The sequence below is a fragment of the Parashewanella sp. 2210YD4-3 genome, assembly GCF_056591735.1.
Genome location: NZ_JBWQOG010000009.1, coordinates 14,879 through 39,788, shown reverse-complemented (window position 1 = coordinate 39,788; position 24,910 = coordinate 14,879). Strand labels below are relative to the sequence as shown.

Annotated in this window: 17 protein-coding genes; 8 read left to right on the top strand and 9 right to left on the bottom strand. The window is 42.4% G+C overall.

From position 1 onward, the window contains the following. Nucleotides 1-942, bottom strand: a complete 942-nt coding sequence (locus tag AC1EU0_RS13705) for a hypothetical protein (protein WP_480303029.1) — start codon at nt 940-942, stop codon at nt 1-3. 96 nt (nt 943-1,038) lie between these two features. Next, nucleotides 1,039-2,928: an ankyrin repeat domain-containing protein gene (locus tag AC1EU0_RS13700; protein ID WP_480303028.1), complete on the bottom strand. Its 1,890-nt coding sequence runs from the start codon at nt 2,926-2,928 to the stop codon at nt 1,039-1,041. 286 nt (nt 2,929-3,214) lie between these two features. Here AC1EU0_RS13700 and AC1EU0_RS13695 point away from each other — a divergent pair, with 286 nt between their 5' ends. Then, complete coding sequence (locus tag AC1EU0_RS13695) at nt 3,215-3,880, top strand: response regulator transcription factor (RefSeq protein ID WP_480303027.1); 666 nt, start codon at nt 3,215-3,217, stop codon at nt 3,878-3,880. A 255-nt stretch (nt 3,881-4,135) separates the two neighbouring features. Here the strand turns inward: AC1EU0_RS13695 and AC1EU0_RS13690 are convergent, their stop codons facing one another. Beyond that, entirely contained in the window at nt 4,136-7,552 is a 3,417-nt protein-coding gene (locus tag AC1EU0_RS13690; RefSeq protein ID WP_480303026.1) for a hybrid sensor histidine kinase/response regulator, read from the bottom strand. Nucleotides 7,553-7,576: 24 nt separating this feature from the next. Then, nucleotides 7,577-8,017: a hypothetical protein gene (locus AC1EU0_RS13685; protein WP_480303025.1), complete on the bottom strand. Its 441-nt coding sequence runs from the start codon at nt 8,015-8,017 to the stop codon at nt 7,577-7,579. 223 nt (nt 8,018-8,240) lie between these two features. On the opposite strand from AC1EU0_RS13685, the gene AC1EU0_RS13680 reads away from it, so the two are divergent. After that, nucleotides 8,241-8,957 (top strand): hypothetical protein, encoded by a 717-nt coding sequence (locus tag AC1EU0_RS13680; protein WP_480303024.1) that lies wholly within the window; start codon nt 8,241-8,243, stop codon nt 8,955-8,957. 60 nt (nt 8,958-9,017) lie between these two features. Here AC1EU0_RS13680 and AC1EU0_RS13675 read toward each other — a convergent pair whose 3' ends face one another. Then, entirely contained in the window at nt 9,018-10,754 is a 1,737-nt protein-coding gene (locus tag AC1EU0_RS13675) for a sodium:solute symporter family protein (protein WP_480303023.1), read from the bottom strand. 2 nt (nt 10,755-10,756) lie between these two features. Continuing rightward, nucleotides 10,757-11,008 carry a DUF4212 domain-containing protein gene (locus AC1EU0_RS13670; protein ID WP_480303022.1) on the bottom strand — a complete coding sequence of 84 codons (252 nt, stop codon included), beginning with the start codon at nt 11,006-11,008 and terminating at the stop codon, nt 10,757-10,759. Between the two features lie 209 nt (nt 11,009-11,217). Between AC1EU0_RS13670 and AC1EU0_RS13665 the strand changes: the two genes are divergently transcribed. Together AC1EU0_RS13665 and AC1EU0_RS13660 are read left to right on the top strand one after the other, a co-directional pair. Beyond that, nucleotides 11,218-13,065, top strand: coding sequence for a DUF294 nucleotidyltransferase-like domain-containing protein (locus AC1EU0_RS13665; RefSeq protein WP_480303021.1), 1,848 nt, complete (start codon nt 11,218-11,220; stop codon nt 13,063-13,065). 11 nt (nt 13,066-13,076) lie between these two features. After that, nucleotides 13,077-13,766, top strand: a complete 690-nt coding sequence (locus tag AC1EU0_RS13660) for an exonuclease domain-containing protein (protein ID WP_480303020.1) — start codon at nt 13,077-13,079, stop codon at nt 13,764-13,766. A gap of 69 nt (nt 13,767-13,835) precedes the next feature. Here AC1EU0_RS13660 and AC1EU0_RS13655 read toward each other — a convergent pair whose 3' ends face one another. Next, complete coding sequence (locus AC1EU0_RS13655; RefSeq protein ID WP_480303019.1) at nt 13,836-14,600, bottom strand: hypothetical protein; 765 nt, start codon at nt 14,598-14,600, stop codon at nt 13,836-13,838. Between the two features lie 80 nt (nt 14,601-14,680). Beyond that, nucleotides 14,681-16,159: a hypothetical protein gene (locus tag AC1EU0_RS13650; protein WP_480303018.1), complete on the bottom strand. Its 1,479-nt coding sequence runs from the start codon at nt 16,157-16,159 to the stop codon at nt 14,681-14,683. Between the two features lie 322 nt (nt 16,160-16,481). Between AC1EU0_RS13650 and acs the strand changes: the two genes are divergently transcribed. Further along, complete coding sequence (gene acs, locus AC1EU0_RS13645; protein ID WP_480303017.1) at nt 16,482-18,377, top strand: acetate--CoA ligase; 1,896 nt, start codon at nt 16,482-16,484, stop codon at nt 18,375-18,377. Nucleotides 18,378-18,502: 125 nt separating this feature from the next. Here acs and AC1EU0_RS13640 read toward each other — a convergent pair whose 3' ends face one another. Continuing rightward, nucleotides 18,503-19,564, bottom strand: a complete 1,062-nt coding sequence (locus AC1EU0_RS13640) for a hypothetical protein (RefSeq protein ID WP_480303016.1) — start codon at nt 19,562-19,564, stop codon at nt 18,503-18,505. 207 nt (nt 19,565-19,771) lie between these two features. Between AC1EU0_RS13640 and AC1EU0_RS13635 the strand changes: the two genes are divergently transcribed. From AC1EU0_RS13635 to AC1EU0_RS13625, 3 genes are read left to right on the top strand one after another with little or no spacing between them, the layout of a single operon-like run. Continuing rightward, nucleotides 19,772-20,647, top strand: coding sequence for an ABC transporter six-transmembrane domain-containing protein (locus AC1EU0_RS13635; RefSeq protein ID WP_480303015.1), 876 nt, complete (start codon nt 19,772-19,774; stop codon nt 20,645-20,647). Between the two features lies 1 nt (nt 20,648). Then, nucleotides 20,649-21,782, top strand: coding sequence for an efflux RND transporter periplasmic adaptor subunit (locus AC1EU0_RS13630; RefSeq protein ID WP_480303014.1), 1,134 nt, complete (start codon nt 20,649-20,651; stop codon nt 21,780-21,782). Further along, the gene (locus AC1EU0_RS13625; RefSeq protein ID WP_480303013.1) at nt 21,779-24,853 is read left to right on the top strand and encodes an efflux RND transporter permease subunit; all 3,075 of its coding nucleotides are present in this window, start codon (nt 21,779-21,781) and stop codon (nt 24,851-24,853) included. Before AC1EU0_RS13630 ends, AC1EU0_RS13625 begins: the two co-directional genes overlap by 4 nt. The last annotated feature ends 57 nt before the right edge of the window (nt 24,854-24,910 follow it).

Below are 24,910 nucleotides of genomic sequence, written 5' to 3'. Positions count from 1 at the left end.
TTAACTAATAAGGCAGTCAAAACGGGAGCGTGTTGTAGTCAAAGCTGAGTTTGTATTATTCACCTTCTCAAGTGACATTCCACTACCTTCTAATTCTTGCAACTCCGTTTGATTAAAGTAACTGAGATCTCTGTCGAATAATACACAAGTAAATTGGCTTCCAATGACCATAACTGATGCCGTGATCTGTATTGACTTTACGTACTTTGAATCAGTAAGTGATGCGATGCAATTATCCGATTTTTTTTTGTCAAAGCTTCCTTTTACAATACAAGTCATCAAAAATTGATTGGTATTTATACGTTCAAAAACAAAGCTAGCCTTATAGTTGTAGTTCATACATTGTGGGCAGCGTTTTATAAATTGCTTCACTAGAGATGCTGAAAAAAACTGATAGCTAAAACGGTAAAGTAACGGTTTATCAGAGGCTGAGGAAAAAAATGTTACTCCATAGTCGCATTTTCTTTCTGCTGCAATGCCATCAGAACTGGTAAATTCCTGATGCTCTTTTCTATCGATGAATTTGAGGTCGCTTCTAACGACATCTTGAGAAAACTGTCTGAGTGTATCTTCTTCGGTCGACTTTGCTATATCAATCTCAACCTTCTCTTGGCAACTTTTATATTCTTCAATCAAACCATCACAGAGGGTGATTTCAATGTTCTTATCTCCTCTGAATACGGCGACTAAATGAGATTGTTGAGTAATGACTAAATTTAGATCCATAGGGTTTAAGGCGTAGTCTAATAATTCTCTCCAAGCTTTGAGTTTCATGATCGGGAGCTTTTGATTTAATAGCTGTGCCAGTAAACTTTTGACGATAGCTGGGTGCTGTGTGTCGTACCATTCACACAATTCTTGAATCCGAGAAGGTGGATCTCTTTGCTCATAGCCGCCAGGTTTAAAAATACCTCGAAGAGGATTCGCTCTTAATATAGACATCTAGAAGCCACTACCTAATGTCAATCATGGGTAGGGTTAGGGTTTCACATATTGCTCACTTCTAACAGTTAAATGTCATTAACTTGAAGAATAAGTTTAGATATAAATCAGACCTGATGTCGGTCTTGGTGGTTTTAACGCTTCAAGTGTTTTTAGGTAAGTTTCGCAATCCGTTGCTTGGTAGTCACGCGCCAGTGTTAAAGCTGAGTCCTCACCGCTGAACGTTAAGAATAAGTCTGCTCCGTGGGCCACTAAGGTTTTCACTATATCAACTTGGTTATAAGCAATAGAGCAATGAAGCGCTGTGGCGTGTTCGTCGCATCTAACATCAATGAGGGATTTAATTTCTGGATCGCTCAAAAGGCATTCCATTATCTCCAATTGTCCTCTTTTTTGAGCAAGGTGAATCACGGTAAACTCGGTAGAGGTGGTTTTTATGTCTTTTTTCAATGATTTTTGTTGTAGCAGGTGATTGATGGTTGCAACAGAGCCGTATAAAACGGCAAGTTGAAGGGGCGAAAATCCCTTTTTAGTTAAAGCGTTAATTTCAGTCACCACTCCATTTGAAAGTAAATGCTTTACAAAAAAAACTTGGGAGCGGCAAGCAGCAAGATGAATTAAGGCCTCTTGATCTTCTGTTAATACATGGCAGTTGTCCCCTGATATTGACTGGATTTTAGTAAACATTTCAGGACTACCATATCGAGCAGCATAATGCAGTGGTAACCACCCTTTTTTATCTCTACTGGTGGCACTAGTAATGTCATACGTTGATTTTACAACATCAAAATGCTCACAAGCATGGTGACAAGCAACTTGATGCCAAATGTTTTGTTTATCATGAGTTTGCTGGCTTATCGACGTAGGTGATATCTGTTGTAATAGCTTTAAATTGTCTATGTGTCCTTTTGCTGCTGCCAATAACAGTGGCGTGAATCCGTTGATATCTCGCCAATCATAACCGGGAGTTTTATTGTTGTTTAGTAATTGTATAAAGCAATGCTGATCTCTTGTGGCTACGAAATGCCAGAGGCTACGAAGTTGACTGGTGACACGAAATAATGCGGCCCCAGGGATAGTTAATAGCTTTTTAAATACGTTATATTCGCCGTTTTCTGCAGCAAAGTGTAGCGGAGTGTAGCCTTCCGTCGTAATTGAGTTGGCACCAACGACCTTTCTGTTAATGAGTGCCTGCAAAAACGAACAGTCTCTATGTTCGGCCACAATATGCCAAATGTTGCGTTGGCTTTTGGTGACGGCGCGCTTATCTACTCTATTAGTATCAAGTAATAGCGTGAACATTTCTAGAGAGTTATTCATGGCGGCAAAATGCAAAGGAGTCCAATCGCCTGCATTGTGTTTGATGTTGAGCTTTAAAGTAACGGGGTGACTGATAAATAAACGCATGAGTTCTGCACTTTTGTTTTCTGCCATATCAAACACAACCGGAATGCCTTTAAGGTCGACTATATTAGGGTTAGCTCCATGTTGAAAAAGTAATTCGATAACCGTTAGGTGATTATTCTGGTAGGCATAATAAAGCGGAGTGACACCATGTTCATCTTTTTGGTTTAGATTTATTCCTGCTGTTATTAGCTCGGTTAGACGCTCTTTTTTGCCATCTCTACAGCATAAAAATAGTTCTGGGGTACGTTTGTTGATTTCAGTGCAAAATTTGACAGAAAAAACGTTTATATCTTGTTGGGTTAATGGTGGAGTTGCTGAGTAGTCAACGGCTAATTGGTTACGTTGCTGTTTATTTTTTTTGTTTTTCTGAGTTAAAAATTTGATGATTGTTAACTCTAGCTTGTTATTTTCTATGGATAATTGCCCCTCGAATGACTTTGAACCAGTCGGATGGTTTAAAACAACAGTGAATTTATGACCTACACGAAGTTGCCCTAAAGTTGAAAAGGAGCGTGTTTGAATAGTTCGATCATAGAAAGGAACATCGATAGTGTTATGAGCGCCTGCGGCGTATGCCATATTTGTACCTCAAACTTAGAATTGTTATTTATGGCCTTTAAAAGAGATGATGATTTATAAGTTGTTACTTAGAGATAGAGGTATTGTACTTATTTGAATGATATGGTTTAGGAGATAAAAAGCATAACTTATCTAGAACAATCATATGAAATGTTGCGCCATGAAGCATCACGGGTGTAGTATAAATAAAATACTATAAAATGAATTGGTTAGTACCTTGCCAATATCTCTTTGTTACGGATGACTCAAGGTACTTAAAGCAAATAAACAAAAGAGAATAACAATAATGTTTTTGCCAGAGAACGTGATCATTGCCGATGATCATCCATTGTTCCGACAGGCTTTGCTAGAAACGCTTAAAAGTAGGATGCCACAAACCCGTTTTATTGAAGCGGAAACGGTTAAGCAGTTGGAAGCAGTACTAGATAACTATGATCAAGCCGATTTACTCTTGTTGGATCTGAATATTCCTGGTGCCCATGGGTTTAATACCTTGATCCATGTTCGTCAGCATTACCCACAAATTCCGGTTATCGTTGTCTCTGCCTATGAAGATCGAGACACCATAAGCCAAGCCATAGAGTATGGAGCGTCGGGCTTTATTCCTAAGTCGACGGATATTGATAGTATTTTTCATGGCATCAGCCAAGTGCTTAGCGGTGAGATCTGGTTACCTTCTGGTTTTGATGATGGCACGGGCGCATCGAGTAAATCACAAGTGGCTGAGCAAATCGCCAGCCTGACCCAACAACAATATAAAATTTTAACCATGTTTGCTGAGGGTTTGTTGAATAAACAAATTGCCTATCAGCTCAATGTGTCAGAAGCCACAGTCAAAGCACATGCCACCGCGATTTTTCGTAAACTGCATGTGCAAAACCGCACCCAAGCAGTGTTGGTACTTAACCAACTGGAGATCAGCGAAGATTTCAGCCATCAATTAAATGGTTAACCTCAGCTCTGTATAACGAAATCCGTAACACTATTATTTACGATACAAGCTTTAAAATTGTTATCTACAGTACTGCTAATGGTGTGTAGTTCAAGGCAGAACAGTTCGTAATAGCGGGTCTATTTCGAGCTGTTCTAACACAGAAATACGCATAAGTAGCTGTGCTGTAGAGGTTGGCTTATGCAGAGCTGATGTGATGGTCTCCTCCCAAATTCGGCATCAAAGTGCCATGATTGAGGTTAGTTAGTTTTCCTTTTACTGGCCATACTTATCTTGCATGGTTTGAGCTAGCATGGCACTCATCATGGCTCTAAGTGCCGCTGGTTTCACCATTTTTCGCATGTAACCTGCTTTGGCTTGTTGAGCTTTTTGCTCAATACCAGCCTCTGTGGTGGCGGTGATCAAAATGGCAGGGATCACCCTTTGGCAATGTTCTCGAAGTAAAGCAATGACCTCTAAGCCATCGTCGTTATCATCAAGTTGATAATCCGCCAGTATGATCTCAAAACGATTACCATGACGACTGCAGGCGTCGAGGGCTTCGTTGCGACTGGCTACGCCCACTACATTACACTTCCATGCTGTAAGCAATTGTATCATTCCAGCTAACACTTCAGGATCGTTATCAATACATAACACCGACACGCCGTGCAGATTGGATAATGGTTTTTGCTGTGGCTTCATCAAATTAGGGGTAGAAACCAAAGGTAAGGTTAAACTGAAGCGGCAACCTTGACCTTCTTCTGATGTCAGAGTAATAGGGGTATTCAGTTTTTCCGCAAACACTCGAGTGATGTTCAACCCTAAGCCTAATCCTTTGCTGCTGCTGTTTTCCAGCTGCGTGAATGGCTCAAAAATAACGGCTTGATCGGCTTTCGCTATCCCAGGGCCATTATCGGTAACGGCCATTTCAACCGTCTCATTTCCTAGTGTTGCACTGACACAAATTTGGCCTTGTTTTGCATAGCGAAACGCATTGGTTATCAGGTTTTGTAGAATGCGGCGTAACAAGTGGCGGTCAGTATTCAGCCAGCCTTCAGCTTTATCGACATGAAAATCCAATTGTTGTTCATTGGCCACGGGGCTGAATTCATCCTCAAGCTGAGTTAAAAACTCAAACAGAGAGAAAATTTCGGTGTTTACCTTAATATCCCCACTTTCGATGCGAGCCATATCACCTAGGCTGGACAACATGTCATTGGCTACTTTCAGTGACTGTTCAATATTGCCTACCTGTTGGCGTTGGCGGTCTGACAGTTTATCTTGAACGGCTAAGGCTGAAGTAAATAATCGAGCGGCTTCCAACGGTTGCAGCAGATCGTGGCTGCAGGCTTTTAAATACAAGCTTTTCTTTTGGTTTGCCAAACGCGCTTTTCGATGCGAGGTCGCTAATTGTTCATTTGCCAGTTTTAATTCTTTGGTGCGCGCTTGTACCACAGCTTCCAAATCGAGATTTTGCTCTTTGAGTACTTTTTCTGCTTGTCTGAACGTGGTGATGTCCCTAAACATCATCACAAAGCCACCATTTGGTAATGGATTCCCCTCAATGGTGATCACCTGCCCTGAGTTCATGGTTCGTTCAGAGGTGTGAGGTGTGCCTTGCTTCAAATAGGCGAGGCGCTTTTGAACGGCTTGCTCAAGGTTAATGTTGTGGTCGTATATTTGTGACAGATTAAAACGGATAAGATCTTCAATCGGTGCGCCAATGGTCACCACGCCTTTAGGGTAGTTAAAGATGTCTAAGTATTTACGATTCCATGCCACCAAATTTAATTCTTTATCGACAATTGAGATCCCTTCACTGGCGTGTTCAATCGCACTATGAAGGATGCTCAGATTCTTTAACTGTTGTTGATTTGACGCTTCTTCAATTAATGCTGCAAGCTCGGTTAAATTGATATTCCGCCCTTGTAATACTGAATGGATTAACATACGCGCCGATGATGCTCCCATTATAGTGGCCAGTGCCGTTTCGGCGTGTTGAATGAGAATTTGATTATATTGTTCAGTGGCTAGCTGTTTGTTTTCCACTTGGCGATTAAAGTTCGCCATGCATTCTTCTGCGGTATCATTTCCTAAAAACTTAACCAGTAATAATTGCAGCTCAGAGCTATCGATGGCTAATCGCTTTGGCGTGAGTTCTGATAGTTCGCTGGTTTTGTTGTAAAAAAATGTGGCTTGAACTCGCTCATGGACACTCTTACGGCTGAATAAGGATATGATGATCATGACCAGTGTGTTGGCTGCTAGCGAGAATAAGGTAAAGCCGGTATTACTGGATAAATACTCATTGGCAAGGTTGAGATCATAGATGCCGAGGTTTGGTAAAAAGTTCAAAAATAGCCATAAACTAAAACCGACAGAAATCCCAGTAAATACACCGGTTAAACTGGCATTTCGCCAATAAAAAGCGGCAATTAAGGCTGGTGTGAGTTGAGCTAATGCGCCAAAAGCGATTTCACCGAGTGAGGCGAGCCTGTCGGGATCAATCACTAAAAATGCGCCATACCCCATTAAAATAATTACTAGTACTAATAACTTACGAATGTTTAAAAGTCGCGCTTGAAACGATTGATAGTTACTTTGTTGGCGTTGTGATTGAAATAAAATAGGGAACACAATCTCATTACTGAGCATGGTGCTCAGAGCCATTGAGGAAATGATCATCATTGAACTGGCGGCGGATATGGCACCAAGAAACACCAATAGGCTTATCCAGCTAGGTCGCTCCATGATAGACAAGCGAAGTACATAAGAATCTGCCGGCACTTGATCGCCAAATAACAATAATCCCGCTAACCCAAGTGGAATCGCCATAATCGCAAATAGGGTTAAATAAACAATAAAAATCGGTCTGCTGTATTTGGTATCTTTCACATGACTGGCTTCCACCACCATCACTTGAAATTGGCGTGGTAGGGCTAAAAAGGCCGCCATTACCACCACTAACATACCAAATAAACTGGTGAGATTTGGAAAGCTTAATTGCTCGCTGACATCAATATTAGCTTGTTGCCAGATCTGTATTGGGGAATCAAACACAAAAAAGCATACAAAAACAGCGAGAACCACAAAAGCCGTCAGCTTGATCACTGATTCAAAGGCAATGGCTAACATCATCTGAGGATGAGTTTCGGTCACATGAATATGACGAATGCCGAATAGAACCGTAAAAGCCACTATGATCAAGGACACAATCAACCCGAGTTGCCACTGGGGCATCATGGGCTCGATCTGCAATAACTCAAAAGAGTAAACGATGGATTTTATTTGTAATACCAAATAGGGCAAGGTGCCTATCACCGCCACTAGAGTCACTAACTTTGCTAGGCTGTGAGATTTACCAAACCGTACTGCTAATAAGTCAGCAATAGAGGTTAAGTTGAGTTGGAGACTGACCCTAATAATGCGTAATAAGAATGGCCATGCAAAGACAAATAATAAGACGGGTCCAAGGTAAATAGGAATATGAGAAAAAATATTGGTGGCACTTTGCGCCGTAGTACCAAGAAAACTCCAAGAGGTGCAATACACCCCAAGGGTTAGCGCATAAATAATGGCTTTTCTGTCACCATAAAGTTTGTGACGAAACTTGTCACCCAAATAGGCAACCCAAAACAGTAATGCAATATAGATAATGCTTAAGCTAAGCAGTTGCCATGAATGAAACATAATATTACGAACTTATAAAAGTGATTAGTTTTTGGTTTGTGTATAGAACTCACTGATGTATTTGCCGCCTTTAATTTGTGCAATCAAACGCAGCTTTTGGCGAGAGCCAACCTTATCCATTTGTGTTCTAAGAGGGGTATTGCTGCTCCAATAATAGGGCGAGTCTTTCATGTAAAGTGGATAGCTGCTGGCCTTGTTGTTTTCGTCCACCAAAAACAAGGTGCTGTGATCTAGCGGGTAAGTAGAGTTAATAAAGGTGACGCCATTTTCGTCATAAACATTGACTTTAAAATCCCCAGACACCAACACACAGTCTTTGGCTAAGACATCGCACTTTGACTCAGGGGTTAAGGTGAAAATACGGTCTTGTTGCGCTTGGTCTTCGATGTACATATCCGACAATATGTATCCACCAATGGCGAGTAATGGGGCGATAGCAATGGCAAGTTTCGTGTGCTTGTTCAAGTGACTTCCTTTTTCTTTTTTCTTTTAATGCCTTGAACTTAATCGATAATTAAGTCGTGCAACTTATGATTGTTCTAGTTAATTCGGTTTTAGCTCAAATGTCCAGTGTAAAAGCACTTAAAATGGCAGTCGAAATTCCATTTTTTGACTGCTATTTGCACTATTACTCTCAAGCACTTATTTTTTTAAGGCTGTATATGGATGTGTGGTGAAGGAGTCCCGAATGAAGCATCCATTGATTACCAATGCGTCTGGTTTAGATACTTTTCCCGATAGTGACTCTATTTACGCCTTGGAGTTGACAAAAACATACCCAAATGACTTCATGGAAGCGCGTAGTAACCCAAATGAAGCTGAAGGTGACGTGTGTGATGGGGTATCCGTGCTGGCACCCAACATTTCAACGGCAAGTGCAGGAACATCTCGGATTAACTATTCGCTCATTCCTGAAACAGAAAACCTAAATGAGATGATAGGGCGTTATTTATTTAGTATCCCCGTTGCCCCAATCATAACAGCTGATGATAATCATTATCTGATAGCTTGGTTGTTTAGTAAGAATTTTTTCTTTCATAGTCAGAGAGTTCGATACTTTAGGGTGAATAAAAATAATCTAAATACTTCCTATGATGTGAAAAATGGAATTCGTTCTGGGGGAAATACTCAGTATTTGGGTACTGGTTCGTGGAGCCGCACACAAAGACATGGCGTTGACTTTGTGGATATCACTGTTCCTCAATCGGTTCAGCGTGTTAGTCCGGATCTGTCAGCTCACATGAGCTTTTTTATCCGTCAAGGCCAAATGAGGTTAGCAGTAGAGCGCAAAAAAGGCCAAATACTTGAACAGAAACAATTGGGTGTTGGCTTTGAAACACACTTAGAAATTTTAGAATCAATTAATCACGACAAGCTTAAACAGATTATTGAAAGTAAACAGTAAAAATTAAAAAAGGCTCTAGTCAAAAACTAGAGCCTTTTACTTTTGAATAAATATTAACGATTAATGGTTATGAGCCGCTCCGGAACCTTTTGGGATACGGAAGTTTTCAACCAACTGTTGGATCTCTTTAGGTGCATCGCCTGTTAGTTTACATACGATAAAGGCTACCGCGAAGTTAACTAACGCACCCACCGCACCAAAGGCGTTCGGTGAGATACCAAAGAACCAGTTTTCACCCATGTCACCTAAGAACGAGGTGCCAGGAATAAACATGATCCCTTTGTGCTGGAATACATACAGCATGGTGATACCAATACCACTACACATACCCGCAACCGCTGCTTTACCACTCATCTTCTTAGAGAAGATCCCCATCATTAAGGCCGGGAAGATACTGGACGCGGCAAGGCCAAAGGCGAGCGCCACCGTTCCGGCTGCAAATCCGGGTGGATGCAGTCCCAAATAGCCTGCGACTAGGATAGAGAGTGTCATCACTACTCGTCCTGCAAGCAGTTCGTTTTTCTCAGACATGTCGGGGGTTAAGACCCCCTTCATCAGATCGTGGGAGACCGATGAGGATATCGCTAATAACAAACCTGCTGCTGTCGACAGTGCGGCCGCTAGACCACCGGCTGCAACCAATGCAATAACCCAGTTAGGTAGATTCGCAATCGCAGGGTTCGCCAGTACCATGATGTCACGGTCTACTTTCACCATTTCATTGGTTTTAGGATCAGCCGTGTATTGGACTTTACCGTCATTGTTTTTATCTTCAAACTGAAGCAGTCCCGTTTTTTCCCAATCTTTAAACCACTGTGGACGTTCTGAATAATCCATGTGCTGGCCGGCTGTTGGCTCAATGGTATTCATTAAGTTATAACGTGCCATTGCCCCTACCGCTGGCGCGACAGTGTAAAGCAACGCAATAAACACTAACGCATAACCCGCAGACGAGCGTGCCGCTTTTACTGAAGGAACAGTAAAGAAACGCATAATAACGTGTGGCAGACCTGCTGTACCAATCATCAAAGACATGGTGTAAGCAAACATGTTTAAGGTGCCACCAAGGTTATCGGTAGTGTATTCCTTAAAGCCTAAATCGGTGACGACCATATCAAGCTTGTCTAACAAGTACACGCCACTGCCATCGGCTAAAGTACTGCCTAAACCAAGTTGAGGAATAGGGTTGCCAGTAAGCTGCAATGAAATAAACACAGCTGGGATGGTGTAAGCAAAAATCAGCACACAATATTGCGCGATTTGGGTGTAGGTGATGCCTTTCATGCCACCTAATACCGCATAAACCCAAACCACCATCATGCCAATGCCTAAACCTAGACCATAATCCACTTCAAGGAAGCGAGAGAAGGCTACGCCTACACCTTTCATCTGACCGATGATGTAAGTGAGTGATGCAATGATTAAGCAGATAACCGCCACAATACGCGCGGTTTTTGAGTAATAACGGTCGCTGATGAACTCAGGTACAGTGAACTTACCGTGCTTACGCATATAAGGGGCAAGTAAGGTTGCCAGCAGAACATAACCGCCAGTCCAGCCCATTAAGAATACCGAGCCGCCATAACCTAAAAAGGCAATCAAACCCGCCATTGAAATAAATGATGCCGCACTCATCCAGTCAGCACCAATCGCCATTCCGTTTTGAAGCGGAGTAACACCGCCACCAGCGACATAGAAGTCACTGGTTGAGCCAGCTCTGGCCCACCATGCAATGGCAAAATACATCGCAAATGAGCCAAATACAGCGATGTAGGTATACAGTTTTAACTCATCCATGATCAGCTTTCCTCTACATTATATTTTTTGTCGAGCTTATTCATTTGTGATGAATACCAAAAAACGAGTGCCACAAAGACATAAATTGATCCCTGTTGTGCGAACCAGAAGCCCAGCTTATAACCACCCAGTCGGATCTCGTTTAAAGGTTCAACCAGTAGCAAGCCAAAGCCAAATGAGGAAACAAACCAAATGACGAGGCAGATCAGGATCAGGCGTAAATTTTCCGCCCAGTAACTATTTTGTGTTTCCACATTGATCTCCTATTGCTTTTTATTGTTATAAGTAACTGAGCATAAATTGCTTAAGGTTTTATGCTCAGATACTCAATTTTTCAGTTAAGACCCTAACAACCAATGGAAAACAAACATATTCAACTTTAGTCTAAGGAGGCGTTTCAATGCTCGACCCTTAACGTTTTCAATGGTAAAAACAACAACATAAGAAGACACAAGGACGCGCCATGAGTAGTGAGCTAACGGAAATCAAAACCTTTATTCAAGCGGCTAACCCGCTGGATTTACTCCCTGAACCTATATTGGAAAAACTCATTAAGCAGGTTCAGATTTGTTATGTTCGCTGTGACGAAACTCTGCCCCCACAAGGTATAACGGATCCGAGTTTGTATGTGATCCGCAAAGGCACGCTATCGGTCATCAAAAATAATCAAGAGTTGATTGAGAAGTTAGCGGAAGGAGATATTTGCAGTGTGTTTTGTTCGCAAAATGCCGTGAGTAATACCTTGGTTAAAGTTGATGAAGACACCCTGCTTTATGCCATTAATTTTTCCAGTTTGTTAGAAATCTGTGTCGAGCATCCACACGTGGGAGCTTTTTTTACCAAACCTGCGGCAGAACGATTGTCAGATCAAGTCACTAAAATCAATGAACAGGAAGTTGTATCTTCAACCTTGATGAACCGCTCTATTGGTGATTTTTTCAGTAGCCCAGCGGTGACGATTGAGGAAACAACAAGCCTGCAATCAGCAGCAATGATAATGACTGAACGTAATTTTTCATCTCTCTTGATCATTAGAGATAAAGAGCTGGTTGGAATTGTGACGGATAAAGACTTTCGATGTCGCGGATTAGCAAAAGGTTTAACCCTTAGTGCCCCTGTGTCAGACATCATGACGACTGATGTGCAGATGATTGATGTGAACGCGAGCGCTTATGAAGCCTTGATTAAAATGAACAGTCGCGGCATTCATCATTTACCTGTGAGCCGCAAAGGGCAACTGGCAGGGATGGTGACCATTACCGATTTAATGAGGCAAGAAAGCCTAAGTTCTGTCAATGTGTCGTCCATGATTGCTAAGGCAAAAGATGTGACCGAGTTGTCGCATATTTCTGATTTATTACCAAAGTTACAAGTGAGCATGGCCAAGCTCGGTACATCAGCAAGCAGTGTCGGTAAGACCATGAGCGCGATTGCTGATGCCTTTACCTGCAAGCTGATTGAGTTAGCCAAAGCACATTTAGGCGATGAGCCTATCCCCTTTGTGTGGGTGAGTGCTGGCTCACAGGCCAGACAAGAGCAAACCATCAGCTCCGATCAAGATAACGCTTTGATCATTGATGACAGCCTGCAAGAGCAGCATCGTCCTTGGTTTACTCAGCTGGCGCAGTTTGTGTGTGATGGGCTAGCTCAATGTGGTTATCCCTATTGTCCCGGTGATGTGATGGCCAGTAATGATAAATGGCGTCAAACCCAATCGGTATGGCACAACTATTTTAATCAATGGATAGACAAACCTGATCCGAATGCCTTGATGCATTGCAGTATCTTTTTTGATATGCGCAGCGTATATGGCAAAGAATCTCTGCTCGAAGAGGTTCGTCAAAAAATGCTGAAAAAGACTCAAGGCAACACCCTATTCTTGGCTCATTTATCTGCAAATGCCATCAAGCTCAGACCGCCATTAGGCTTTTTTCGAGACTTCGTGTTAACCGATAACGGCAAGCATAAAAATACGCTGGATTTAAAACATAATGGTATCGCGCCTGTGGTAGATCTCGCGCGGATATATGCGCTATCGGAAGGTATTGAAGAAGTGAACACCCTTAAGCGATTAACTCATGCCATGGGGACGTCATCATTAACTCAAGGTTCAGGTAAAAGCTTATTTTCAGCCTTTGAGTTTTTGACCATGTCGAAAGTCAAACATCAAGCCAAGCAGTTGTTAGAGGGAGAAGAAACCGATTGTTTCATCTCACCCAATGCACTCTCTAAGCTCGACAGAGAGCATTTAAAAGATGCCTTTAAAGTCATCAAAGAAATGCAAAGCGTGCGGCAAACGACTTATGGATAAGGGGAGCTATTATGCTTTTTCAGCGTTGGTTTGGTCTTAATTCTGTGCGTCAACGGCAGTTTAAAAAAGTGCCAGAGGGACCGCTTAAATCCTTTTTATCGGTGCCGTTTCCTAAGCCTAATACGCCGATAAAAGACGTAGAATTGTTAGCGTTAGACTTTGAAACCACAGGGCTTAACCCTAAAAAAGATCATATTTTGTCAGTGGGCTGTGCGCCCATGAAGCAGGGAGTGATTCGGCTGGCAGATAGTTTACATACCATTGTTAACCATCAAATCGTGCTTGAGCGAGAAAACGTTCAAATCCATCAAATTACTGATACTGAGCAAGCCGCTGGCCAGCTGTTAGCTCAGGTGGTTGAACGGTTATTAGCTCAATTAACGGGGCGGGTGATGCTGGTGCATTTTGCTCATATCGAACGAAATTTTTTACAGCAAGCCTGTTTGCAGTTATACGGTGTTGCGCCTGTTTTTCCGATTATTGATACCTTGCAAATCGCCAAACGTCGTTTCGATTTAAGTGATACTCCTTATGATCCATCTCGGTTGAGACTCAACAACTTACGGCAAGAGCATGGCTTACCAGCCCATTATGAACACAATGCCCTAAATGATGCGATTGCTACAGGGGAATTATTGTTGGCTCAGTTATCTCAATTCGATCAAGGTATGGAGGTGTCATTGAAGAAGCTACTGTTATAAAAAACCACAGAGCACGACAACAATACTGGTAATTTTCAACACATTTGAATCCAGTTCGTGACGTCATGCTCAACTTAAACTTGGCCTATATGCGTCCGTCACCATTTTTTCTGCTAAATCAATGAGGGCTGGAATCTTACAGCTGTTCAACGTCATTAACATCTTATTAAACGCGTTATGTTCTGTTTTGATTTTCGCTTTTATGGCCTTTAAAAGAAAGCATGAAAATTCAGATTTATTGTTTTCAGATAACAATTCATCCAGATGGATTTTTTGCATTTCAGTATACTTAAAACGGGCAAAACATTGTTTCTTAAAGCTTACACACTGAGCGTTGGGTTGCTGCATAACTTCTTGCATAATTTTCTGCCAATATCGATTAAAAATATCATAAGCAGTGGAGCTCGATACTTGTGGCGCTTGAGCTAAAAATTTCTTTACTGCTTGGCTTGGATCTGTCGATGCGCTCTGAGTCATAGGTGTTCTTCTGGGATTTCGAGGGATAGAAGACCTAGGGGGATTCGATATGGGCTGAGAACTAGACACTTTTCGCTTAGCTTTCGCTCTCATTACTGCAAAAATAGTTATCTCAGCATCATAGGTATTGTTTTTAGTTGCAAGCCTACACTTTTGAGTGAGGCCTGAACTGAGATCAATTCTAGAAGCAAATACCATTTCCATTCTTTGCGGTTTGTGAGTGGTGGAAGATGGATTTGTGGATTCTAAAAAGTGCTTTACATCAAGCATCTTGATGTTGGCATAATAGGCGCCATCACCTACTTCAATAGAGTAGGGGCAATCTGCATCGAACTGAGTGGTTGGTCCGATCGCCATCTATAGCCTCAATAATTTAGAAATTTAAACCGCTCACTTTATATTTCACTACTTTGGTTCTAGGCAAATAAGAGTGCTGTTTAGCAGGACACTCTTAAAAGAGAGTCCAGTGAATTACACATGGTTATTAAACGAATGTCTTTAGGTGCCGCAACTGCGGTTACATCAAGAGGAATGGCTTCAGGAAAAAACGCGTTTTGTGCACAAGCAAGTTGGTAAATGGCATTTGGCTGACTGCTCACGATCAAAGTGGATGTGTTTGAACTTTGGTGCAGTTGTTGGTAACGCCTAAGGGTATCAAGTGTATTAGCTTTGCGAGTTTTGCCTTTTTCTTCGATGAAACCGCTATAGCAAACAGGCATCACTGTCGGCAAATTTGAATCGTTCACAATCTGCGCCATGGCACAAGTTTCATTGTCTTCAGTCGTTAATGGAGGCTGATCAGAATGAGCTTGATTATATTGTGGCAACTGATCCAACTGCTCTTTTAACTTACGATCACTGGTTAAAGAGAACAGAGTATCGCTGGTTACTTCTTGGTTTTGCATTTGTTGCAGATGATCTACCCTAGCTTGCATGGTTGGCACTGCAGCCCCCATAATTAAAGTATGTTCGTAGTGGTTTAATTTAGGAGAAACGGGATCAATCAATCCCATTTTTTTGAATACCTCAAAGCACTTTGTTTTGATTTCTTCGTTAACGTTAATGTCTTCTTGCTCGTTTCTTGTTTGAGCGGTCTTTCTACGCCAAAGTGTCTTTATGGTATCACGGATAGTGTAATAATCGCGTTCTTCGGGAGCGACCTCTAGTAAGGTCATCAGCTCATAAATGTCGTCCAGTTGAATACGGCTTTCGCCCACTTGAATATAATCGACATTAGGTAAATCGACGCGCTTACCTTGTTCATCAACATAACCCACCAATTCAAACCAAGTAATGGCGAAGGTTTGCTGTGAGATATTATCTTCGGTTAACCCCAAATCCTTTCGAGACGTTTGATATCGGGCTAGCATGGTTTCTTTAAGGCTTTCTATATCATGTACAGACGTAAGGCCATGACTGAAGTTAACCTCATTGTCTTGCGCCATGGTTTCTATTTCTTTAATAGGAGCTTCTTGCTTCACTCTTACCGCTTTGTAGATGAGGGCGTTATGAGTACTGAGCTTGGGAGGAATATAACCATTGTCAGACTCAAGGGTACCAACTTTACTTCCTTGGCCACTTTGAATGATAGGCAGTGCGATATATTCTTTATCGACTTCGACAGTGGTACTCTGCAAATTAAAATGAACAAATTGACGTTGGTTACAACCAAGCTCATTTACTATCCCAGATTGAACGGCGTGGACATGCCGCGCACCCTGAAATTCGGCTACGGGAATTCGGGTTAAACTGGCTACTTGATAACGGGCGCAAAACTCCGATTGTGTACTACGCTCTATCTCACCATTGGTTACAACATCAACGTTGTCTTTTGATGGCGGTAAACCATTTATGAGATTTGATGGTGTTTGAGGGCTCTCCCCAATTGAATTTGCACTAACCAAAGAAGTACTCATGGCATTTATTTAATGAAATAAAGTGTAGCTTAATGGTAAATAACACATTGAAAGCAAGCTACTTTTATGAATAAAGCTTAATGCCACGAATAACATTTGTTTCCCTGAGCCTGTGTTTAGCGTTAAATCGTCTTATATAGACTTAGGTCTAATAGTCATTTCAAAAAAAATTCCCTAACTTGGTCATCACTCAAATATTCGAGCCGTTACATGTTGTTGATTAGTGATAATTCAGGCTCACAAATTGGTGTCCTACAACAAACAACAATGCCTACAGACAGGTACAAACGGATGCTAAATACAATCTTTATGGAGAAGTAACATGACCAATTCTGATAAACGCGAAATGTTTTATCCAAGTCAGGACGTTATTGAGCAGGCCAATGTCAGTGAATACGACAAATTGTATCAATATTCCGTCGAAAACAGAGAAGCGTTTTGGGCTGAACAGGCGGAAACCTTAAGCTGGTATAAAAAATGGGATAGCGTATTGGATGAGTCGAATGCGCCTATGTATAAGTGGTTTGATGGTGGTGAAATCAACATTGTTCATAATGCCGTTGATCGCCATTTAGACAATGCCAATCGCAACAAAATGGCGATTATTTGGGAAGGTGAAAACGGCGAGAAGCGTAACTTTTCCTACAATGGCTTAAATCGTGAAGTCTGCCAATTTGCTAACGTGCTCAAAAGCATGGGTGTTGAAAAAGGCGATATTGTTACTATCTATATGCCACAAATTCCTGAGTTAGTCTTTGCCATGTTGGCGTGTGCCAAAATTGGTGCGGTTCACTCTGTTGTTTATGGTGGGTTCAGCACTGAAGCCTTAGCGCAGCGTATTGATGACGCTCACTCAAGAGTATTGATCACCGCCGATGGTGGCAGTCGTCGCGGTAAGAAAATTAATTTAAAAGCCATTGCTGATGATGCGATGAAGCGTACGCCAAGCATCGAAGTCTGTATTTGTGTCAAAAACAATCAGCTGGATGTGGAGATGGAGCCGACACGTGATTTTTGGCTACATGACTTATTAGCACTGCCGATTGCGGGCTCTAAGTGTGAAACTGAACAAACCAATGCTGAAGATCCGCTGTTTATTTTGTACACCTCGGGCACGACTGGTAAACCCAAAGGCATGTTACATACTCATGGTGGTTATGCTGTCTATACCTCGACGACGCATCGAATGGCGTTTGATATCAAGCCACAAGATCGTTGGTGGTGTGCTGCGGATCCGGGTTGGATCACTGGCCATAGCTACATTGTTTATGGGCCATTGATCAATGGTGCCACGATTATGCTTTACGATGGCGCACCCAACTATCCTTACCCAAATCGTTGGTGGCAGATCATTGAAAATTATGGCATCAATATTCTGTATACTTCACCTACCGCGATTCGTGGTCTAATGCGCTTCGGTGAACGCTGGCCGAAAAAACACGACTTATCGAGCTTGCGATTACTCGGAAGCGTGGGTGAACCTATCAACCCTGAAGCATGGCGTTGGTATCATGAAGTGATTGGTGATGGAAAGTGCCCGATTATCGATACTTGGTGGCAAACTGAAACTGGTGGCTTCATGATTTGTCCATTGCCTATCACTCCATTAAAACCAGGTTCAGCGACCAAGCCATTCTTTGGTAATGAAGTCGAAATTGTTAATGATGACGGTGTTCCGGCTGCGCCTAATGAAGAAGGTAAGCTGATCATTAAAAACCCTTGGCCGGGTATGGCACGTACGGTATTTAAAGACGAACAACGCTATAAAGATTTGTATTGGACACAAGTTGATGGTCAGTGGCGATACCTTGCTGGTGACAGTGCTAAAAAAGATGAAGATGGCTATATATGGGTGATAGGCCGTATTGATGAAGTGCTTAAAGTGAGTGGCTATCGACTAGGTACGGCTGAGATTGAAAGTGCCTTAGTTTGTCATCCAATGGTCACTGAAGCCGCAGCCATTGGCCTACCACATGAGTTAAAAGGTAATGCGATTCACGTTTATGTGACTCTGAAAGAAGGGGTTGTTGGCAACCAAGATCTCATTAATGAGCTTAAAGAGCATGTTGGCCATGAAATGGGCAAAATTGCCACCCCAGAAGATGTTCAATTTGTGAATGCCCTACCTAAAACGCGCTCTGGAAAAATCATGCGCCGCGTCTTAAAAGCGCGTGCATTAGGGCAAGATGAAGGGGATTTAAGTACCCTAGAAGAATAGTTCCACCATAGGTCAGCAAGGTTTCCTTGCTGGCCTTATTTTTTTATGCTGTTGCTTTTATAGGGGAACCTCCCTAATCTCCGTTTAAGCTTATTTTTCCGCCAATGATCATTGGCGGTTTTTTATTAACAACGTTCGCTTTTTATTACACTGCCATCTTCTGCTAACAACTGATTAATTTGTCTCCGGTTTTTTGGTGGAATAGTGATTAAGTAATTGTGAAGTTGTTGCTCAGTAAGAAGCAGTCCCTCCTTAGAAGCTTGCGTTTGATTAATGCAGTGTTGTTCCAGTTTCGGGAGTAAAGATTTTAGAGTGTATAAGGTATAGCGAGCACAATCGCTACTGTTATAACGAGGTTGGAAACTGGTACTTAGGGAGTGTAAAGGAAATGGGTATATATTCGGCTTGGGATCCACAATAAATATCCTCTCTTTTGTTATCACGGCGAGAACGGCATGAAGGCCTTTGAAAAGCCCTCTATTTGTCAGCGTGACAGGAACTAACACTACTTTCGCATTCGCATCGGGTAGATCGTGTTTGCGAATTTGTTGCATTGCGTTCAGTAAGTACTGTTCTTCAACTTCAACCCGATGGCTAATTTTACAATGCTGCAAGTTCTCCTCAGCTACCCATTTTTCTATTGCAGGATAATAATCACTGAATGGCACGAGATTTGAGGCGTTAACAATAGCTTCACGGGTGGTTTGAGGATCTGTCGTGCTTTCTTGCGAGAGTAGCGGGGTGGAAACGACAACGAAATCATCTACATCATCATCGACATTTTGCGAGTTGCCAATAGCACAAGCTTGTGGTGGCCTCCTTCGTTCTGAGCCGCTCGTTTCACCTTTAAAGAAATGGCAATAGGCGAAGCCTCCTTTAGCTTCCATATGACGAATGGGTTTCCACTTCTGAAATAAGGTTGCTTCTAGTTCTTTTTTTATTCTGCGGCTTGTACAAAAATCAAACATAGAACGACAGTATTGTGTATCTGCTCTCCAGCGATGTCCCTGAAAGTGAATGCTGTACACCAGATCAGCACTAGTGTGTATTGAATCTAGAAAGAGGACGTCTAATGTAGCTTGTTGTCGTTTATTTTCGGGACGTAAACTCAGTGCTATATCACTTAAAGAGCCATCCCATGTACATGCTCCCCTTTTTATTTGTGATGATATGGTATTCGAGGCCATAGCTAACCTAATTTGTTTTGTTAGGGGGATTATCAGATATTAGTGCTGCGTAATATACCAAACAGAATTCTATTGAAAATAAAGCTGGACCAAATTTCATTTTCCGTTCATCTTTTGTGGTGGTGTTCGATGAAAACAGCAATCTGGGACACGTTTTACGCGCATCTTTATACGATACTAATGCCATAGCGATTATTGGAGTTAGCCGTGCTGTATAAACAACCCATTACCCTCCGTTCTCTCATGCATTTCAATCCTCTAAAGGTCATGTTTACATGGTTAATGGTGCTGATTGAAAATGTGTTTATGATCTTATTGCCGCTCTTTATTGGCTTTGCTATTGACGGTGTGCTGAAGCAAAACATGCAGCCATTGGTGATATTTGCCTTGATATTACTGGGGTTAGTTGTAGTGAGTGTACTTCGGCGTATTTATGATACCCGAGTGTATGGAGAGATCAGAGTTCGGCTCTCTACACTGGTGGAGCGTAATTTACGAAGCTCTTCAGTCTCGGTAAAAGGTGCGCGTTTAACCATGTCCAGAGAGTTGGTAGACTTCTTAGAAGAGGACTTACCCTCGTTGATTTCGGCCGTTGTACAGTTGGTCGCGACCGTTATCATTTTGGCGACATTCCATCTCAATCTAGCACTGTGTGTGCTGGGTGCTGGGCTCGGTATTCTGTTGATTTATGCGGCATTCCATAAACAATTTACGCGGTTAAATGGGGCGTTGAATGATCAAGTTGAGCAGCAAGTGCATGTTTTGAGTGGCTTATCATTTGCAGCGATTCGAGCGCATTTTGTGGCGCTTAAACGCTGTGAAATCAAACTGTCTGATACAGAAGCTTTGGTGTATGGGCTGATTTTTATTGTGTTATTTTCTGCAGTACTAGCGAACTTATGGATGGTCAGCGGCTTGATAGAACCGAGCGTAGGCCAAGTATTTTCTATTGTGACTTACTCCCTTGAGTTTGTACAAGTAGCCGTTATGCTACCCGTCACGCTTCAAGTCTTATCTCGTTTAATGGAAATCAGTCAACGCCTTAACCTGCCTACTTCTGAAAAAAACAGTGAGGAGATCTAGAATGTCTTTTAATAATAAGTTTGCTGTACTTATTGGAAGCGGAGCTATCATTTTGGCATTGGCTGTGGTGACGTTGTTAAGCCCTGAACCAACTTCAATTGCAAAAAAAACGAAAACTTATACACCAGTAACAGTACAAAAAGTATTTCCTAAAGAGCACAGTCCCAATTTAACTTTACTTGCCATTACAGCTACTCGGTGGCCAATCCAACTTAAGGCATCAAGCAATGCGCAACTGGCATGGTTAAATCCTGATATTGAGCCAGGAGTGATTGTTAACAAAGGCACATTGTTAGCCAAGCTAGATACTAATGAATTGAAAAGTAATTTGGCGCAAGCGTTCAGTAATCTTGAGCAGGCTGGTTTGAATTTAAAGCAAGTGAAACACGAACAAACTGTGGCGCTATCTGTATTGCCCTCAAGTAATACATCATCTTTTGCACGAAAAGAGCCGCAAGTTGCTGTTGCAACGGCAGAGCTTAAACAGGCAAAGCAAGCTTATGCTAGCGCACAAAAATTACTTTCTGAAGCCGAAATTCGTGCGCCTTATAATGCGATTGTACTTGAGCGTATTGTTAGCCCTGATGAATGGCTAACGGCGGGCCAAGTGCTATTTGAGCTAGCTTCAAGCGATGCGTTAGATGTTGACCTACCGATCTCTGAGCTTCATTGGCAACTCATTCAACCTCAATTAAAAAACCTTCGTTTTGACGTTCATAGCCGAAGTGGTAATGATTGGCCTGCTCAACTTCGATATGTTGCGCCTAAAATGGACAGTACGACTCGCCAAAGGCAAATGGTTTTGTCGGTGAATCAGCCTTATCAAGGAGATACACCGTTATTGTCCAATCAACAGGTGAAAGTGAAACTCAGCCTTAAACCTCAGCCTAATATTGTGATTTTGCCATTGAGTGCTATTACTCGGGATGGTTATGTTTGGACTTTAGATGCGAAGAACCGTCTGCAAAAAGAATGGGTTGAGCAATTGGGGCAAACGGGTGAACAAGTCTATGCACGCTTTAACGACCATAGTGCAAAAGCGCGGCAGGTTGTCGTTTATCCTGTGCAGTCGTTGCTCAGTGGTCAGCGAGTTTCTCCGCAGCCTTTGACCGTTAAGGCGGAGGCAAAACAATGAGTTGGCTAACAAAGTGGTTTATTAATAATCCTGTTGGCGCGAATCTACTTATGGCCGCCATCATTATCGGTGGTGGTTTGACCTTTGGGCAAATGCGAGTCGAATCGTTTCCGCAAATTGCTCCTTCATCGATTGTCATCAATACCGCTTATCCTGGTGGCAGTGCCAAGCAAATTGATGAGAGTGTAACCCAGCGGATTGAAGAATCCATCAGTGATATTGCAGGCATCAAACAAGTTACCAGTCAGTCCAGCGAAGGCAGCTCAAGTGTTGTAGTGCAAAAAAACAGTAATGTAGATTTGAACAAGCTGCTGGATGATGTGAGAAACCGAGTTAATGCCATCTCTGGTTTTCCCACTCAAGCAGAAAAGCCACAGGTTGTTCGTAATGAATTTACGAATCTTGCGGCGTTCGTGGTGATTTCGGGCAAACGCAGTGATAAAGAGTTACAACCGATAGCTAGGCAGGTGGAACAAGCATTAAAAGCTAATCCGATGATCTCCAAAGTGTCTAACTGGGGAAGTCGGCAGCCACAATTACTGATTGAACCTGATCCTGTGCAACTTAAGCGCCTTGGGCTGAGTTTTGAGGATTTGGCTTTCGCTATTGAAAAAATGTCGTTGATATCTCGAACGGGTGAGTTGATCAGTAGTAGCGGCCGAATGCTCATTCGTGGAGACGGCTATGCAGATGATGTTCAAAAGTTAAAGGAACTAGCGGTTTTGTCCCAACCAAGTGGGACAGTTGTTCTTGGTGATATTGCAAAAGTGAGTCGAGGGTACGAGCGTAGTGGTGCCATCGTTAGGAATAATGGCATTAATGCTATTGCATTGTTGATCAGTACCAGCCAACGAGACAACTTACTTAATATCAGTAAAGCTATTGAGCAAACATTGGCTCAACAACGGCAAACACTTCCTGCTGATATTAAACTCGACACTATGGCTGATATGGCGCCATACATTCAAGACCAGCTGTTTCGTTTAGGTGATAACGCATGGCAAGGGTTGCTTATTGTCATCGTGTTATTGGGTATTTTTTTGGAAGTGCGATTGGCATTTTGGGTGGCTGTAGGGATCCCGGTTGCCATTGCAGGAACCATCGCTGGTATGTATTTAACGGACTACAGTATCAATGATATTACCTTGTTTGGTTTTATTTTGGTGCTGGGCATTTTAGTCGATGATGCCGTGGTGGTCGGTGAAGCCATCCATGATAAACGCAGTGAGTACTCTGACGGTCGTCAAGCCGCTTGGCACGGAGTGCATTCAGTTTCAGTGGCCACTGTCTTTGGTGTCTTGACGACCATAGCGGCGTTCTCGCCCATGCTGTGGATTAACAATGATTTTGCCAAAGTGCTTGCGGGATTTTCGGCCGTCGTGATTTTTGCACTCTCATTTTCCTTGGTTGAAAGTAAATTTATTCTGCCTTCACATTTGGCGCAATTGTCTATGCAACCAAAGTCTGTAGGCTTTATCAGTAGAATTCAATCTGTGGCGCAAAACGGGTTGAATTGGTTTAACTTCAACGTCTATAAGCCGACATTAGAAGCTGTTCTTAATTATAAATTTGCTTCCTTGCTCGGATTTATTGCGTTTATTGTACTGGCCTATGGTATGTGGAGTACTGGAGCGATTCGTTCATCCCTTTTTCCTGAAATTCCTGGCCGATATATTACCGCTAAAGTCGAGCTTGAAGATGGTGCCCCACTTCCTTTGCAGCGTAAGGCTATGGTGCAACTTGAAAGGGCAATGGATACCGTTAAGCAGACCTTAATGCAACAACATAAGCTGAAGCAGTCTCCAGTGGTCAATTTATTAGCGTCTTCTGATGGTTACGGCACGATAGAAGTAACGGCAGAGCTCACTAGTGAAGCATTAAGTGTATTGCCCAGTAATTTATTGATAGGGCTTTGGCGAAAAAAGACCGGAGAAATTGAAGGTGCCTATTCTACTCAATTTGCCGCCGCAGAGTCGCCAGCGGGTGGGACACTAATTTCTATCTCTGCTCGTGATAGGGAGTTAGCTAAACAAGTCAGTCGCCAATTAGCCGACAAATTGGCGAGCTTACCCGGAGTGGCCGATGTGTACGATGATGCTCAAGGCGGGCAGCCACAGGTGCGTCTGGTGTTAAATCAATATGGTAAACAGCTCGGACTGACTCAAGAGAGATTGGCACATTTGGCTGGAATGGCGTTTGGTGAACGAGAAATCCATCGTTTATTGGATCAAGGACAAGAAACCAAAGTGCTATTGCGATATCCGCGCTCAGAGCGACGTACATTGGCACAGTTAAAGCAGACTTTAATACAAGTTTCTAAGGGGAAGAGCGTTTTATTGGGGGATATTGCTGAGTTTCATCATGAGCTTGAGCCTCAGGTATTGCATCGCCGTAATCGTGAGCAAGTGATTAATCTGTATTGGAAGCAAAATCGCGATATTCAATCTCCAGAGCAAACATTGGCACAATTGAAAGGCACTATACAAACTCTAGAGCTGCAATTTCCTGCTGCAAAAATTAAAGCGGGAGGCGAATTTGAAGAAATTGGTGAGGTATCAAGTGGATTCCGCTCGGCGATGATTTTGACCTTGTTGTTAGTATACATTTTGCTGGCGGTCCCGCTCAAATCGTACTGGCAGCCTATGATCATCATGGCTGTCATCCCGTTCGGTTTTGCAGGGGCAATTTTTGGTCATTATTTTATGGATCTGCCTATCAGTATTTTATCTCTTTTCGGGATGATGGCGATGACAGGGATTGTTATTAATGACTCTTTGGTATTGATCACTCGCTTTAATGCTGAATATCGAAGTGGCGTGCCACTAAAAACGGCGATTGTGAATACAGGTACGGGGAGGCTAAGAGCCATTTTTCTCACTACAGTAACTACCGTTTGTGGATTACTGCCACTGCTGCTGGAAACGGCTGAACAAGCTCAATATCTAAAGCCTGCGGTAGTATCCTTAGTTTTTGGTGAGCTATTTGCGACAACAGTAACGCTGTTACTGATCCCTATTTTACTTGGGGTAACGTCTCGAAAACGGCCACAACAACAAGCAGATGTATTGTAGAGAGTTGAAATTATTTTGTTATCGGGCAATAGTAATGCCGTTGTTTCACTAACTATT